The sequence below is a fragment of the Legionella fallonii LLAP-10 genome, assembly GCF_000953135.1.
In the GTDB taxonomy this organism is placed as follows: domain Bacteria; phylum Pseudomonadota; class Gammaproteobacteria; order Legionellales; family Legionellaceae; genus Legionella; species Legionella fallonii.
Window position 1 is genome coordinate 1979554 of the sequence record NZ_LN614827.1, and the last position, 17013, is coordinate 1996566.

The window sequence follows — 17013 nt, forward strand, 5'->3', positions numbered from 1 at the left end:
GCGGCTACATTCTGAAAGAGTTTGATGAATATGAATCCTGGTGGTATCTATCATTCTCGTCTGTGCTCCAAAAACGATCGCGTCCGTAGGGTTGCTCCTTAGTATTAAATTTTATATTTATCCCTCTATCATCTAAACCATTAATTTGATTAATAGCATCTCGTCCAGTAACTCCTCTTCTGGCTAGATATTTTAAAGCATCAACATGTTCTGCTCTAAAGCTCCCATATTCTGGTTGCTGCCAGGCTCTAAGATGCTTTCCTCTAAGACCTGGATATAAGCAGGTTAGTGCTTTTACTTGACTGTCATCGAGGCTATTGATTTCATCAATGGCATCTTGTCCCGTAATGCCATTACTCGCAAGAAATTGTAACGCATCAACATGTTCTGCTCTAAAGCTCCCATATTCTGGTTCTCGCCATGATCTAAGATGTTGACTTCTAAGTCCTGAATCATAGAGTAGGCCTAGTGCTTCTGCTTGATGCTCGTTGAGCCCATTGATAACATTCATCGCATCCTGACCTTTAATTCCATGCCGGGCAAAAAACGTTAAAGCATCTCTGTGGCCTTTACCAAAAGTATGTTGTCGTTGTTGCTGCCAGGTTCTAATATGCTCGGCATTCAAGCCTAAATCAGCATTAGATAAGACATCTACTTCTTCAAGATTTCTATATTCCTCATAATGATCGATCTCTGACTCACTACCCACATAATGATATCTTAGCTCTTGTCGATTTTGATCAACTACAGTTACTTCTTTTGTCCCCCACAAACTGGTGCCATGAACGATTCGGAAATCGCTGGTTTCTATAGTTGCCCCTGCTAATGACTTGAACACTTCGGGAACATTAGTTCTATTAGCTATTAATAAATGTCGCACCCCATTTTCTTCTGCTCCAGCAATGATAACGAGATCCTTGGTATCCATGCTTATATTAAATAAGCCGCTCAGAACGCTAAAAAATAGTTGGAATGGTAATGTTGCTATATCCAATGCGATGGTTATAGGGAAAAGAAAAAAGAAAAATATAATATAGACAGGATCCCGAAAAAGCTGACGAGTAAAATAAAACATGCAAGACGTCCTAGTAAGTTAAAGTGTGAGGAGGTAATCATAAAACATTTTAAAGAAAGAAAAATTAACAAATCCTTAAAAGTAAACCTTCTTTTATGTAGTTGAATAACATATGATTTTTAATGAGAATTCATTAACTATTCTACTCTGATATTTCCAATCAATGAACAATTAAGGGAAATAGTAAGGTAGCTTTAGCCTTGACTCATAGGCGTCAGGTTAAAGAAAAAACGAGATAAATTTCTCCCTCTCGCTAACCCCCACTACTATTAAGTTGAGGGATTATTTAATGCCGAATTACCACAGCCTCGACAGCGGGATTCGAAATATCTCAACTTAATGGCAGTGAGGAGTAAGAAGAAGGCCTTAGAAAGGTTTTTCCCTTTAATGTGACGCCATTTACTCACAGAATATCAAATCCATCATAATCTTCCCAAGGTAAATGCTCTCTGCTATGGTCATCTACTCGTGCATATTGAGGGCCTTGTTGCAGCCAGGCATACAACAACTCCAATTCGCTTTCAGTACCACAAGCAAAAACCTCCACCCTTCCATCTGGCAAATTTCGCACCCATCCGTTAATGTTTAATTTCTCTGCCTCTCGTTGAGTAAAGGCTCTAAACCATACTCTTTGAACTTTCCCAGAGATATAACAACGCATGCATAGTTTTTTCATAAATAGTCCTATCCTCTTAAACGATCGATCCTGTAATATACTAGTTTTAAATTAGCCCATCATCTCTGACAAGATCTACTACTAAAAAATAGTCGATACCCCTCTTGATGAATTATTAAAAACAGATTGGTTGCGGAGAAAAGAAATGCCTTACATCTGTCCTTCACCGTTAAAAATTGGTAGTACTATTGGATTAGTGGCCCCCTCAAGCCCCTTGCTCCCTGGACGTCTAGAAGCAGGTGTTGCTTATTTACAGGATAAGGGCTTTAAAGTAAAACTGGGTGCTCATCTACATGACGCTGATCGTTTTCTTGCAGGAAGAGATCAAGACCGAGCGGAAGATATTATGCACTTTTTTGTAGATAGAGACGTAAAAGCTATTGTAGCTACTGGAGGCGGTTATGGTGCCCAACGTCTTTTACCCTATCTTGACTATGAATTAATTCGTGCTAATCCCAAGTGGGTTACGGGTTTTAGCGATACCACTGCACTGCATTTAAGCTTATTAAAAAAATCAGACCTTATCACCTGCTCTGGATTTGTATTTGGCGATTTGGATAGCAGTAATCTGGCGCTAAGTATTGAACAATCGCTCATGGCCTGTCTCGCAGATAAGGCGTTTCAAATAACTCAAGGACAATGTGTTCACTCAGGCATAGCTAAAGGCCCACTAATTGGTGGTAATTTAGAAACATTTATGGCCTTAATGGGTACCCCCTATCAACCTGACTTTAATGGGTGTGTCTTGTTATTAGAAGATGTTAACGCAGAACCTTTTCAAGTCGACAGTAGGTTATCGCAACTGGATTTAGCGGGTGTTTTTGCCCAAGTTTCTGGTGTTGTTTTCGGTCAATTTTCACGTTGTATTGCCAAATTTTATCCTGAACGAGATGGAGCGATTGATGATGTAATCAATGAATGGTCCTCTCGTTTACTTGTTCCTTGCCTTAAAGAATTTCCCTACGGCCATACTGAGGAACGATATGTATTACCTATTGGCAAGGAAGTTCAATTAAACGCGGATAAATGTACGCTGACCATTCTATAGCACAAATATAATTGTTCGAAGATTATCATGACTTATGAAATAACATTTGAAAGCAATCCTCATCCCGATGACATTCAGGTGCTCAGTACAGGCATAATGAATCACGCGAAACAAGCCAAAGATCAAGAGCCCTTGGATTTTTTTGCTTTTTTTATCCGTGATAACCAAAATACCATTTTAGGTGGCTGTAATGGCTGTAATCTTTATGGTTGCCTGTATATAGATCAACTTTGGGTTAGCGAAACATTAAGACATAAAGGACTTGGAACAAAACTAATCCAAGCAGCAGAAGATTTTGGTAAAGAAAAAGGATGTACCTTTGCCACAGTAAATACCATGGATTGGGAAGCTTTAGATTTTTATAAAAACCTCGGGTTTGAGATTGAATTTGAACGGCATGGTTTTGTCAAAAACTCAGTTTTCTATTTTTTAAAAAAACCACTATACTCTAAAGCAGAAAACTTACTGATACAAATTAAATCATTTTCTGCAAATGATATTAATTTGATAGTAGAACAATTTGCTCTACATCATTGGTTCAAGCCCCACTCTACCTTTGAAACATACTTAAATGAACAAAAACACAATGAACGAGTAGTATGGCTTGCTTTTTATGATCAGCACTTTGCAGGTTATTGTACTTTGAAATGGAGCTCATTTTACCCCTCTTTTAGTAAGCAAAATATTCCAGAAATAATGGATCTTAATGTTCTACCTCCATATCGTAATCACGGTATAGGTTCTGCCTTACTCGATATTGCGGAACAAGAGGCAGCTCAAAGAAGTAGGATAATAGGCATCGGGGTGGGACTGTACGAGGATTATGGTAGTGCTCAAAAACTCTATGCTAGCAGAGGTTATAAACCTGATGGCTTAGGACTAACCTATAATTACAATCATATAGCACCTGGTCAAACAGTCTGTCTTGATGATGATTTGGTATTGTGGTTTACAAAAATACTTAAAAAATAACGACCTAGAATTTCATTTGAACTGTTGTAAAATTAAGCTTCAGCATCAGTTCTCTTTTTAATTTAGAAGTTTCAGGAGAAAGGGGGGCTAAATGACGTGGTTTAAAAACAATCTTTCCCCTTTACTGCACTTGGCCATGCCCCTTATTCTCACAGGGTTACTCCAATCCTCCACCTATTTTTTTGAAACCATGTTTCTAGCTCATTTAAGTTCTGATGTATTAGCGGCAGGAGCCCTTGTCAGCTGGTTATTTGGTACTTTCATTGTTATTTTGATAGGCCTATTAAGTTCAATTAACATCTTAGTTGCTCATCAATACGGAGCAAAAAATTTTGCTGCCATCTCATTCATCGTCAGAGATGGGGTCTGGCTAGCTATAGCCTTAGCACTCCCTTCATTTATTTTATTTTGGAATTTATCGCCCATATTCCTCTTTCTTGGTCAAAATCCTAGCGTAGTTCATTTGGCACAAACGTATTTACATGCATTAGCCTGGGGATTGCTTCCTAACTTACTAATGTTTGCTTTATTAGAGTTTATCGTAGGCCTTGGGCATGCACGTGTTCTCCTGGTATTTGGTATATTGTCTGCATCATTAACTGTATTTTTAAGCTTTGCCTTAATCTTCGGTAAATTCGGACTCCCTGCTCTTGGTATAGCTGGCGCCGGTTGGGGAACAACCATTAGTTATTGGATCTCCGTATTTTTTCTATTACTTTATGTACTGTTTAATAAAGAATATAGATCGTACCTCAGTCACTTATTCACCCCAACAAAGCAATCATACATCATGGAGTTGTGCAAAGTAGGCGCACCCATAGGATTCATGTATTGCGTTGAAGTCGGATTCTTTTTCGTCCTAACCTTAATCACTGGCTCTTTAGGCAGCCAATTGCTTGCAGCAAATCAAATTGCTTTGCAATATATGGGAACTCTGATGTCCATTATTTTTTCCATCGCTCAGGCGATTACTGTGCGCATGGGACATTTATTAGGCGCAAAAGAAATAGACTCAGCGGAACAAGCCTGCTACGCAGGGATTAGTCTTGCTCTATTGATCATGATCATTATCGCAATTTTTTATTGGACCATGCCTACTCTATTAATTTCTATTGATTTTGATGTACATGACAGCAAAAATAGTGAGCTTATTCATCTAGCTAGCCAATTATTAGTAGTAAGCGCATGGTTTCAATTGTTTGAGGCAACACGCATAGCTCTTTTTGGTGCCATTAGAGCATTAAAAGATACTCGCTTTACCTTATTTATTTCCATTATTAGTTTTTGGGGTATTGCCCTCCCTCTTGGGTATTTTCTTACTACTCATCTAAATTTAGGTGGGGTTGGCCTTTGGTGGGGAATGGTTTTCGGAGCAGGTCTCAGTGTCATACTGCTTTTTTGGCGATTTAAATTCAAAATCAAAACAGATTATCATAGGCAATCAATTGCTCCAGTATTGTAGGTCAGGCAACAAATTACTTAACTTTGTTCACTAAATGTTTTTTTGTTGCCTTGATGCAACGCAGCGTAATCAAGGTTTATCCTACATCGATTATTCTCATTAGGTCCACATGGCCTTATTAGACTCACTTTGTGCTTAAGCCTGTGATTAATACCTTAATTACGCCGCGCTACATTATGGCTACATTCGATTTAACATTCATGTGCCAACATTGTGTCATTCAGTCAACTCAGCAACTATGTTATAAAAATGCCATTATCGGAACAGGAACAAAAATTAAAATCCTGTAATTATTTCTATAGAATCGTCGTAAACATACCGCTATTATATAAAATTGCATCGGGTGGTTTGCTAACCAAAGACGTCAGGATAAAACTTATGCTATTTCTGAACACTTTTAATTATATTCATATCATTCCTCTTCTTGCTATATTAGTGTTAATAATTAGCATCCTAGCCGCCATTTTCATCAAACCCCATAGTTTTCAAAGTTCTCGCACTTTTGTTTTTATCTCAATAATGGCTAGTCTCGCTGTAGTCATATTAGCCGGTAATATTTTCTTAACGACCATGAATATGGAAGTACAAAGAAAAATTAATAATGCTCAATTTACAAAACAGGCAATTGATAAATTGTGGCTTTATCCGAATCAATTGTTACTTAAAGAAAAACAAGCAAGACCCGAATTTCTCGCTAGTTTTTATTACAATAATCCGGAGTTATATCAATTAACAAAAGACATACACACTAAGCCGACAATAGATTCAACTCTGCAAGAACAATATATTTCCATTGTTCTCATTCAATGCTGGGAAGATTATTTGACCTTAAGAGAGCTAGATCAGACGGGTGATCAAGTTTGGCTTTATAATTTTTTACAATGGGCGCAAAGTCCTTATTTAAAGAATGATTTTGAGACTTTAAAATATAATTTTGCACCAACCACTATTAAATTTGGCGAACTATTATTTGAGTATTCCGCACAAATTCCTGTGCCTACAACCAAGCCCCATGAGGTCCAACTATTAATAAGAAAACTTATTGATGATCCTAGGTTAAGAGCTATTTTTAAAGAGCGATCCATGCAACACTATGGTTTTTATTAATGACCTAATCTATAAATTTTGGAACAGTAAAATGCTGCAACAACCCCCAATTGATATCCTTAATCAGGAGGAATTCTACGATATTAATTTTACAGAATTAAAATTGGATAAAATAGAACTACGCAATAAACGATTTGAAAATTGCCTCTTTAGTAAATCAAGTTTCGTTGAAACAATTTTTCATTCCTGTAAATTTGTTGACTGTGAATTCAAAGAGTGTAATTTAAGTTCGACTCAATTCAAATATAGTTCTTTTAGTGACACTGTTTTTGAAGAATCTAAATTGATTGGCATTAATTGGACTCAACTAAAATGGCCCAATATAAACCTTGCCAGCCCTATTAAAATTTATAAATCGAATATTAGCCATTCCAGTTTTTTTGAGCTGAAATTGAGAGAAATCGTTATTGAGGAATGTAAAGCACACGATGTTGATTTTAGAGGATGCGATTTGTCTAATGGTAGTTTTATGTCAACCGATTTTCAAAGCAGCCTATTCTTGAACAGTAAATTATACGCAGCAAATTTTACTGATGCGATTAATACTGTAATTAATCCCCAAGAAAATGATATTCGTAAAGGGAAATATTCTATGCCAGATGTTATTAATTTGTTGCACTATTTTGACATTGAAATAGAGGGCATTTAAAATCGCTATTTATATAGGTATTCTTAGAGACCCAATCAAGCATATAACTCTGTCTGTACAGTTTTATTTGTAGTCATCTCGATCGGTGTAGTGTCATTGTACCTAATTTTAATAAGAAAGTTGAAACACCTGACAGGGACGGAAATGAAAAAATTAGTTTTATTTTGTTTGATATTCGCAACTACTCATATTTTTGCCCAAAAAGTCGCTGTAGTACTATCTACATCTAATAAAGTAACAGCAACTCATAATGGAGCCACCCGAACCCTTTCTCGCGGTTCCCCACTAGAGCCTGGTGATGCAATTACTACTGCTGCCAATGCTCAAGCGAATATCCGATACTTAAACGGAACTCTAGTTAATATCAGTGCAAATAGTAATTATAAAATCATTGCTTATTCATCTAAAACTTCCGATGTACAAATTAAAGCCCAATTAAATGAAGGAACGATTTACTCAAAAACTACGGGAAAAACTAAAGAAGAGCTAAAAACCCCAGTAACCGCTCTTGCAATATTGGGAACAAAATATGCGGTAGACGTCAAGAACAAACGTCAAACTTACGTTACGGTTTCTGAAGGTCATGTTGAAGCAAATGGGGTAGTATTTGGACCAGGCAGCAGCATACTGATTACGCCCAATGGCATTACCAACGCTCAATTCCCCCAACAAGGGAGATTGGAAACTGAAAACAATATACTCGATTTAGAAGTGGATAGTGACAGTAGTGGATCCGAAGGAACCGAAAGTGCTGAGGCTGAAACGCCAGAAGCCGGTACAGATCTTGCGGAAGCTGATATAGAGCCGCCAATAGATATTAGTGCCGCTGATACAGGGGTTGAAGACTTAGTCGGATTAACAGATACAACACTGGTTGTATCTGACATAGGCACAGAGGAAACACAATGTGAGCACGGTAATGAAATATTTCTTCATTAGCAATGGGTTAGCTCTTTATTACGTAACTTCTCAATAAGAATGGGCAACGTCATCTCGAACGAAGTGAGCGACCTCCTGTCATTAGCACCGTGCCTGAGTTTGAGATGCTTCACTTCGTTCGGGATGACATTTTTCTCCGAGGTTATTGAGAAGTTACTCCTTTACTGAAATTTTTAAGATAAATGTAAATAGTGCTATTACAAATAGAATATGAGGAATATAGAAGTTATGGAAAGAAAAGCCCTAGTGATATCCAGTTTTTTAGCATGGAGTTGTTCATTTGCTTATGCCGTCACCCCAGCCATATCTCACACGAACCAACCGCAAAAAGCAAGCTTAAATTCTGCATCTACAAATGCCCCTATGTTCAAACGGCTAATTCCCAAATTCTTATACAGCTATATTGATTTTAATTTTGATTCAACAACTGGACCTAATTTTAACCGCTTTCAAGGTCATTCGAACCTCTATTCTGCCGGCGCTGACCACATAATTTTAGCGCCTAATTTATTCGCGGGACTGTATTTATTTGATATAGAGACTAGTGTCGACTCACAAACAGTATTGGGTCCAGCAGGACTCGTGCTCTCTCATACCAATATTAAAAATAATACTATTTTTGGCCATATATTAAAGGCCTTTAATCAAAACTTTTATATAGATTCTGCTGGTGCTTATGGCCAGAATAATATTTCTGGTGTAACCCAGCTAACACCAAAGCCTATTTTGGGCATATCAAGCAGCACCAATCATAACTGGTTTTACAGCGTTAATGGCATCTATAGAAAAAATTGGAGGAAAGTACTAATAAAAGCAAGTACTGGCATTTTATTTAATAGGGTTAAATCAGATACTTCCTATATGTTTTTTCAAACAGAAAATACACCACAAATGGTAAAGCCCCTGACGAATAGAGCAACTTATGTTATGGAAAATCTAGAATTAGGATATAGCCTATCTCGAACAATAACTCCCTTTATCAATGGAGGATTAATTCAAGTTGCCGACTTTGCAAACAGCCGCCCCATTGTCAATACTGTTGCAATTATTGGTGCTCTACCTCAGCTGCAATTGAACCAAAACGCTTATAGGTTAGGAGGAGGAATTTCTTTAAAACTGAAACTAGTTACCTTACGATTGGAGCAAAAATACTATAATGCGGGAGGAACCTTTACCAGCAATGATACTCTAATCAACTTAAGTTGCCCATTCAGTTAAAAAGGATCATTGTCCGTGCTAAAAAAACCTCATTATTGGATTAAGTTTGGTAATACCAGATTCATTGAGATTCTTTTTAGTCTTTTTTGTACCGCATTTTTACTTGTTATCGATCTCTACAACATCCCTTTTGTTACTTCATTTATAATGCGAATGGATGGCCAAATTTATGATCAAATCATCAATTTAAATTGGCATCCTCAACCACAAAATCCTCGAGTAGTCATCATTAACATTGATGAAAAATCAGTACAGAAAGAAGGAAGATGGCCTTGGCCAAGAGATAAAATGGCCGATTTAATTACCAAATTAAAACAAAATGGAGTGGTAACCATTGGCTTGGATATAGTTATGTCCGAAGCTGAAATCAATTATGCCCTAGGTTTGCAAAAAAAATTAGAGCAACTACGCTCTATAGCCGTTCCTGATGAGAAACAGTTTCTTTTTACGTTAAAAACACTCGCCCCTAAGATCGATAATGATCAAACTTTTGCACAAACATTATTAGATCACAATGTTGTGTTAGGATTTTTATTTCAGCATGAATCAGATGTTAAAAAAGGTACATTACCTAGTCCCTTAGTTTATCAAAGTAATGAACCTATATCGGCAAGCCAACTCCCTCTGTATCAATTTGAAGGGTACAATGGTGTCCTAAAGTTATTTCTCCAGGCATCGACACAAGCGGGTTTTGTCACTAACCTTCCTGATCCTGACGGAGTAGTCAGGCACTCTCTGGTATTGGCAAATTATGATAACAAAATATATCCAAGCCTGGCCCTTAAAACAGCAATGAGTTATCTACTCATCGACGAAGCACAACTAGTAATGAATAATCAACGATTAGATGGAGTTAAGCTGGGTGGAATCTTTATCCCCACAAATTCACATGGCCAAATCCTGGTTCCATTTTGGGGTAAAGCAGGTACCTTGGATTATTATTCAGCCACCGACATATTACATAATCAAATAGATAAAAATGACCTAGATAGCTCAATTGCTATCATTGGCTCATCCATGACATTATTAGCAGATCTGCATGATAGTCCAATAGCCTCATTATTTCCTGGTGTTGAAATAGTAGGCAATATAGTTCAAGGCATGGTTGGCCAGCAACTCGTTTCGGAATATCATTGGCATGCGACTGAAGGAGCTATTGTCCTCATCACTTTTGGAATTATTTTCTCTCTTATTTTTCCTTTCCTAGGCATCTTAGGAAAATTAGTTGTGGCCCTAACTACTGTTTTCCTCATTTTAGGTACAGCTTTCTTATTATATGTTTTTAAAAATTTTTATCTTCCTTCGGCGTTATTGATCGCTTTAATAATACTTCAAGCCATAATTAACTATGCCTATTCTTATGTTCTAGAACGACGACAAAAACAAAAAATCAATCAGCTATTTGGTCAATACGTCCCTGAACAATATGTCAAAGAACTTGTAGAGTCGCCAAATGAGCATAGTATGGAAGGACAAACACTGAATATGACTGTGTTTTTTGCTGACATAAGAAACTTTACAACAATTAGTGAAAGTCTTGATGCGACTGGAGTAAAGCATTTATTAAACACCTTTTTTACCCCTATTACAGAAATAATTTTTAGGCATAGAGGCACGATTGATAAATACGTTGGCGATATGATCGTCGCTTTTTGGGGAGCTCCTTTGGCTGATGATCGCCATGCCTATAACGCAGTAACGGCTTCTATGGAAATATTCCAACATTTACCTGAAATTAATGAAAAAATGCTGGATAGTAACCTGCCTCAAGTCAATATCGGCATCGGCTTAGCAACCGGCCTGATGAATGTGGGTGACATGGGCTCTGAGTTTCGACGTGCCTATACAGTACTTGGTGATACAGTCAATCTAGCCTCACGCCTACAAGATCTCACAAAATACTATCAATCAAATATTTTAGTTAACGATACGACCTGTCTTGAAAGTAGTGATTTTCTGTGGAGGGCTATAGATAAAGTGTCCGTTAAAGGACGGAAAACCGCATTAACTATCTATCAACCCATAGGGATTTTAGCAGAGGCCTCATCTGAAACGCTACAAGAGCTGGAACAATACAATAGTGCATTAGCGGATTATTATGCACAAAATTGGCAATCAGCCGAAGCCAAATTTACTACACTCAATGCCCAAAATCCTCATATTTATATTTACCAAATCTATCTAGAGCGAATAGCATCTTTCAAAAAAACTCCTCCGAAAAAAGGCTGGAGTGGAGTTTATAACCACTTACATAAATAGCTAAATCCCCTCATCCCTGAGGCATCCCCACAAAGTTAGTTGCTTAGGCTGCATATTCTCTTTACGTACTTTAAACTTCAATGTATCCAATTGTGGAGACGGCTGCGTATTTAACTGGAAGCGCTTACAGGCCAATTTAAATCGTGTTGCTAGCAAATGAGCATACTCTCCCTCTCCTCGCATACGCGTCCCAAACGTTGCATCGTACTCTTTACCACCTCGCATTTGACGAATAAGACTCATAATATGTTCTGCTCTTTGTGGGAAATGAGTAGCTAGCCACTCTTTAAAAAGAATTTTTACCTCATGAGGCAGACGTACTAATATATAACTCGCATGCTGAGCGCCAGCCTCATGCGCTGCCTGCATAATTTTCTCCATTTCTTCGTCATTCACCATAGGAATAATAGGTGCCACCATCACACGAACAGGAATCCCCTCTTCCGACAAATGTCTCATTACAGCCAATCGCGCCGCGGGAGTAGAGGCTCGAGGCTCCATAATGTGTTTTAGTTTTCGTGATAAGGTAGTAACACTCACTGCCACTTTGACAAGATTTTGACTTGCCATCTCTACCAAAATATCTTTATCACGCTCAATCAAAGAGCCTTTAGTAATAAGAGCAACAGGATGCTGATAACGATTTAATACCTCTAGTAAACTACGCGTAATCTTTAGTTTCGCTTCTACTGGCTGATAAGGATCTGTATTGGCTCCTAAGACAATTGGCTTACACTCATAGTTGTCTTTATTTAATTCTTTTTCTAAAAGCTTGGCTGCATCAATTTTGTAAAAAATTTTTGATTCAAAATCAATTCCAGGTGATAAATTCATATAGGCATGGCTTGGCCTAGCATAGCAATAAATACAACCATGCTCACAACCACGATAAGGATTAATGGACTGCTCAAATCCAAGATCTGGTGAATCATTACGTGAAATCACTGTTCTGGATTGTTCAGGCATTAACATGGTTTCTAGAGGCGGTGATAACTCCTCATCCCCCTCTCCCTCCCACCCATCGTAATAACGTTCGGTGGTTATCGATTCGAATCGTCCCTCTGGATTACTTATAGCCCCACGATTTTTAATATTTTCACTGTATTTCATACTAACATCATCCGATTGGGTGATAGATTCATCATCTTATAGATTTTCAAGTACACTAATTATCACTTGTGCTCGTTAAATATTCAAAAAATTGGATGGCTCTTAAGACCGCCTCTCGATGATAGATATCAAGTTTCGGATTATCTTTTTTCCTTAACTCCAACCAACTAATTGAGTTTAATTTTCTAGCCAACAAAAAATAAGGCATTAAATCAATTTCCTCTTGAGGTAATGGCATATGCTCTGAATATCCGTTAAATAAGGCGTCTTTCAATATAGAAAAATCCCTCCTATTTTCTCCTTCTACTAAATATTCAAACGCGAACAAAGCAACAGACAAATCGTCGCCATAGAGCCCTATCCCACAATCATCAAAATCAATAACGGCATAACTCCCTTGGTGATAAATGAAGTTATTGGGTTGCAAGTCGTTATGTATTAAACCACTCCTCTCTTTATGGAGTTTTTCATAACTTTTCAGTACATGATAAGCCAACCTTCGTGCATCAATAATTTTTTTTTGCTCTGCAGGATAAACATCGGTGAGCTGCTCTACATTATAAAGCTTGGCTCTATCGGTACCAATTAATCCATCAACACACCAGTACTTTCTATACTCAATGCTCAAATACTTCCCATTTTTTTGCAGTTGAGCCATAACAGAACCTAGATTATAAGAATAATGCGTATCAATGCTTTTCCATAAGACTTTCCCTGGGCGCCATTCGAAGAGATCACAAAATCTAGCCGTTGGAATAGTTGGATGTTTCTCCTCAACCAGATAACCACCGGCGATGGTACGCATTGGCTTGGGAACTAATAAATCAGTAGTATTCGTAATGTGATGAAGCCACTTTATTTCCTCGAGGATAGCTTGCTCCGTATGATACCCATAAGGATGGATTCGCAGAATATATTTTTTCTTCTGAGTATCGGTTACTTTAAATATTGCATTGGCATTATATTTAATTAAATCTATTGATTCAGTCTTTATGGGGTAATGTGCCACCACTTTTTCAGCCATCTCTCGAAATCGTCTGACCCAAGATAAATAGGAAGTCTGCTTAAATGATGCCATTATAAATTAATCTCTCTAATCATTGAGGGGTAGATACCATATTATAATTAATTTTTATTGTGTCGATTGACTTGATATAGCGCTTATAATTTCTTCATCTTTTTGCATCCATTCTAATAAATCCGCTAAGAGCATAGGAGAAGCGAAATAATTCCCTTGTATCATAGTACAACCCCATTTATTGAGCAGACAAATTTGATTATGATTTTCCACTCCATCAGCAATCGTTTTAATACTTAATGCAGAAGACAGTTGAATCGTTGTCTGAATAAACACAGCAGCATCATCATCAACATTGTGTTCTAAATCTCTGACGAATGACTGATCGATTTTAATAAACGATATGGGTAATTTTTTCAAAAGATGGATGGATGAGTAACCTATACCAAAATCATCCAATGCGAACTCTATTCCTAATGTGTTTAACTCCGTCATAATGTTTATTGTACGCTCAGAATCGTGTATCAATGAAATCTCCGAGATCTCAAAATAGATCTGTTTCGGGTCAATTTCATAGCGTTTCACTAGGGATTGAATCAACTGAGTAAATGCAAGATTTTCAATTTGCTTTCTCGAAATATTTATTGCTAAATAAATATCTGCTTCGCTTTTTGCTATGGAATGAAATTCTTTAAACGCTTGTTCCAGTATTAATTTACCCAGTTCATAAATAAATCCTTTATCCTCTGCAATTAATAAGGAATCCTCTTGAGAGAATTCTTTAAGTACCTCATCACTCCATCTTATACGAGCCTCAACACCTAATATTTTATTGTTTATCGTATTCATAATGGGTTGGTAATAAACCTGGTATCTTTTTTGATTAATCGCATCTAACAATGCCGATTCAATATGGTGAACTTTTAATACCTCCTCATTGGCTTTCTCGCAAAAAAATGAAAAGGTAGATTTACCCATTTTTTTTGCATGATACATAGCAATATCCGCATTTTTAAAAAGAGCTTCAGAGTCACAGCCATTTTCAGGATATAGTGCTACTCCTATGCTAATAGCGGTTTTTATGTATTGATCCTCAACTTTAATAGGTGCATCAAAAGTTGCTATAATCCGTTCGAAGATTTTAGCCATGTCATTTAATTTATGAGTATCTTCGATAATTAATCCAAACTCATCTCCACCTAGTCGAGCGAAATAATCGGTATCTCGTAGGTGTGGAGTAATAATCTTTGGCAAAGCAATTAATATTTGATCTCCATAAACGTGACCATAAGAGTCATTAATGTATTTAAAATTATCAACATCGAGAAAACAAACAGCAAACTGAGCCTTATTTCTATGAGCTCGAGCCAAAGCATGCTCTAAATATTCAAAAAAACTCAGACGATTAGGCAACTTAGTTAATGGATCAAAGTGAGCCATGTTCATCAACTTAATCTCATTTTCAAGGCGTTCAGTAATATCACTGAAAATAACAGCGGCCCCTTTAACTTCATCATTTAAAATAATAGGAATACAGGTATATTCGACCCAAAAACAACTATGATCTTTTTTCCAAAATACAACCTCCTTAGCTTTAATTATCGTTTTTTCCTGAATAGCGTGATAAACAGCCGTGTTTTCTATTGAACAAAAAGGTACTTTTACTATTTTTTCATCCAAAATTGAGTTGATTGATTCATTTTTCAACTCATCACTGGAATAGCCTAACAATTTTTCTGCTGCCGGATTAATAAAAGTAATGTTATACTCTGTATCAATCCACAATATTCCCTCTCCTGCTGCATTTAATAGTAGAAGATTTTTGGCTTTTTCTGTTTGCAATTGAATATTCTTTGCGTCTATTACATATTGAATTAAATAACGCTGACCATACAGGATGAATAAAATAATATTCATGAGGACACAGAAAAATAAAGTTTCAGTTAAAGATAACCATATCTGCCAAGAATACTCTTGATTCATAAAAATCGTAGAAGGCACGGCATTAATCTGCCAAGTTGTCCCTGCCAATTGATAATTCACTGAATCATGAACACGTTGTGCGGAACCATTAGGAATATTATTCTTATATATAATAATTGGGTTCTTATTTTCAGAACTGTTATTAATGGTGAGACTAGAGTAATTTTCAAAATTATTGAATATCTCATTGACTAACTTCATAAAATCAAATTGCAAAACAATAAAGCCAGTCAATTCACTATTTTTATAAATCGCTGAAGCAATAAAAGTTCGTTCTACTTTATTGTTTTTGGTAAGCAAAATAAAAACAGGAGAGTCACTGCCAACATTAAAGTTAAGATTTTTAACAAAATCGGGATTGGATGATAAATTATACCCTGTAGGAAAAATAGTCTCTTTTTGCGATACGATAGGGTAATACCACAATTTATCGTGTACAGAAGATTGTCTATCAACCAGTTTAAGATGATATTGCTTCTCAAAGGCATCGCGATTAATTATTTTAGGCACCCACTGTATTGATTGGATTATAGGATTTTCTTGTAATAATATGCTTCCTTGGTGCAAAAACATCTCTTTATCAACTGTGGGTTGTGACACAAAAGCAAAAGAAATAACTTTCGTTGATTTCATTATCAATTTAATTTCTTCATTCAATTGATTTAATTTATGTTCAGTTACAGTACTAAACTTTTCTTGTACGTGTTTTAGTGCTATTTGACTGAAAAATAAATGTGCAAAAAACACTATAAAAAAAGTTGCGCACAGAGGAAGCATAATGGGAGTGACTCTGCTTCGCCATAATGTTCTTGGTTTAGCAAATAGGATGAGAAAAACGGGCGTAAATATTAGCACCCCCATACTATCACCTATCCACCAGGTGAACCAGTTTATCAGCAGATTATCAGTAGAAATAATACCAATTAAATATAAGCCCATATTACTGATAGTGGCGGCAACCACACACGATATAGGTCCAGAAAGAAGAGCAAAGAAGAGAATATCTTTGGGAAAATGTAATGGTGAACTTAATGATACAAAACGCTTTACGAGCCACCATCCAGTCAGTGCTTGCAGCACCGCCCCCGATCCAGTAATCAAGCCAATAGTAACATTTAAAAAGCTAAATAAGTGCCCGGAATTACTATAGGTGACATAAAAATCAAGTATAAATGAGGCAATGAAAATTCCAGGTAAGGTACTCAGCCCAAAGACAAGAACAAACCCCAAGGCAAGTCCTGAAGGTAACCAAATAGCTGTTGCATAACCGGGAGTTACTGCCAGAACAAGCCCTCCCAAGCCTGTTACAATATAAAGAAAAATAACGGCGAGATTGTATAATACCTTATTTTTTAAGCCGTTTTTCCTTGTCATTTTAACTAGGAATTGCCAAGAAAAATGAGTTTATATGATTTTTTTCATCCATTGGAGTTAATGCCTCATTTAAACACCTGTTACTTAAAGTTTAGCTTAAAATATAAAGAATAAAGAACCTGT

General features: G+C 36.7%; 13 protein-coding genes. 8 read left to right on the forward strand and 5 right to left on the reverse strand.

Features of this window, described 5'->3' with window-relative positions; all coding sequences use genetic code 11:
• Positions 1–4 precede the first annotated feature (4 nt).
• Together LFA_RS08045 and LFA_RS08050 are read right to left on the reverse strand one after the other, a co-directional pair.
• Positions 5–1075 (reverse strand): hypothetical protein, encoded by a 1071-nt coding sequence (locus tag LFA_RS08045; protein ID WP_045095738.1) that lies wholly within the window; start codon positions 1073–1075, stop codon positions 5–7.
• Between the two features lie 403 nt (positions 1076–1478).
• On the reverse strand, positions 1479–1751 hold the full coding sequence (locus LFA_RS08050) for an acylphosphatase (protein WP_045095739.1): 273 nt from the start codon (positions 1749–1751) through the stop codon (positions 1479–1481).
• A gap of 145 nt (positions 1752–1896) precedes the next feature.
• On the opposite strand from LFA_RS08050, the gene LFA_RS08055 reads away from it, so the two are divergent.
• From LFA_RS08055 to LFA_RS08095, 8 genes are all read left to right on the forward strand, one after another.
• The gene (locus tag LFA_RS08055; protein ID WP_045095740.1) at positions 1897–2799 is read left to right on the forward strand and encodes a S66 peptidase family protein; all 903 of its coding nucleotides are present in this window, start codon (positions 1897–1899) and stop codon (positions 2797–2799) included.
• A gap of 27 nt (positions 2800–2826) precedes the next feature.
• On the forward strand, positions 2827–3771 hold the full coding sequence (locus LFA_RS19445; RefSeq protein WP_084602142.1) for a GNAT family N-acetyltransferase: 945 nt from the start codon (positions 2827–2829) through the stop codon (positions 3769–3771).
• 91 nt (positions 3772–3862) lie between these two features.
• Complete coding sequence (locus tag LFA_RS08070) at positions 3863–5233, forward strand: MATE family efflux transporter (RefSeq protein WP_045095741.1); 1371 nt, start codon at positions 3863–3865, stop codon at positions 5231–5233.
• Positions 5234–5611: 378 nt separating this feature from the next.
• Positions 5612–6340 carry a hypothetical protein gene (locus LFA_RS08075; protein ID WP_045095742.1) on the forward strand — a complete coding sequence of 243 codons (729 nt, stop codon included), beginning with the start codon at positions 5612–5614 and terminating at the stop codon, positions 6338–6340.
• A gap of 31 nt (positions 6341–6371) precedes the next feature.
• Positions 6372–6989 carry a pentapeptide repeat-containing protein gene (locus tag LFA_RS08080; RefSeq protein WP_045097492.1) on the forward strand — a complete coding sequence of 206 codons (618 nt, stop codon included), beginning with the start codon at positions 6372–6374 and terminating at the stop codon, positions 6987–6989.
• Positions 6990–7133: 144 nt separating this feature from the next.
• On the forward strand, positions 7134–7928 hold the full coding sequence (locus tag LFA_RS08085; RefSeq protein ID WP_045095743.1) for a FecR family protein: 795 nt from the start codon (positions 7134–7136) through the stop codon (positions 7926–7928).
• A 228-nt stretch (positions 7929–8156) separates the two neighbouring features.
• Positions 8157–9146, forward strand: a complete 990-nt coding sequence (locus LFA_RS08090; RefSeq protein ID WP_045095744.1) for an autotransporter outer membrane beta-barrel domain-containing protein — start codon at positions 8157–8159, stop codon at positions 9144–9146.
• A 15-nt stretch (positions 9147–9161) separates the two neighbouring features.
• Positions 9162–11405 carry a CHASE2 domain-containing protein gene (locus LFA_RS08095; RefSeq protein WP_052673899.1) on the forward strand — a complete coding sequence of 748 codons (2244 nt, stop codon included), beginning with the start codon at positions 9162–9164 and terminating at the stop codon, positions 11403–11405.
• On the opposite strand, the gene LFA_RS08100 is transcribed toward LFA_RS08095, so the two are convergent.
• Genes LFA_RS08100 through LFA_RS08110 form a run of 3 tightly spaced genes read right to left on the reverse strand, consistent with a single transcriptional unit; the run spans position 11406 to position 16890 of the window.
• Positions 11406–12515: a PA0069 family radical SAM protein gene (locus LFA_RS08100; RefSeq protein WP_045095745.1), complete on the reverse strand. Its 1110-nt coding sequence runs from the start codon at positions 12513–12515 to the stop codon at positions 11406–11408. It lies immediately after the preceding gene.
• A 55-nt stretch (positions 12516–12570) separates the two neighbouring features.
• Positions 12571–13593, reverse strand: a complete 1023-nt coding sequence (locus LFA_RS08105; RefSeq protein ID WP_045095746.1) for a phosphotransferase enzyme family protein — start codon at positions 13591–13593, stop codon at positions 12571–12573.
• A 54-nt stretch (positions 13594–13647) separates the two neighbouring features.
• A complete protein-coding gene (locus LFA_RS08110; RefSeq protein ID WP_065814367.1) occupies positions 13648–16890 on the reverse strand; it encodes an EAL domain-containing protein in 3243 nt (1080 codons plus the stop codon).
• Between the last annotated feature and the right edge of the window lie 123 nt (positions 16891–17013).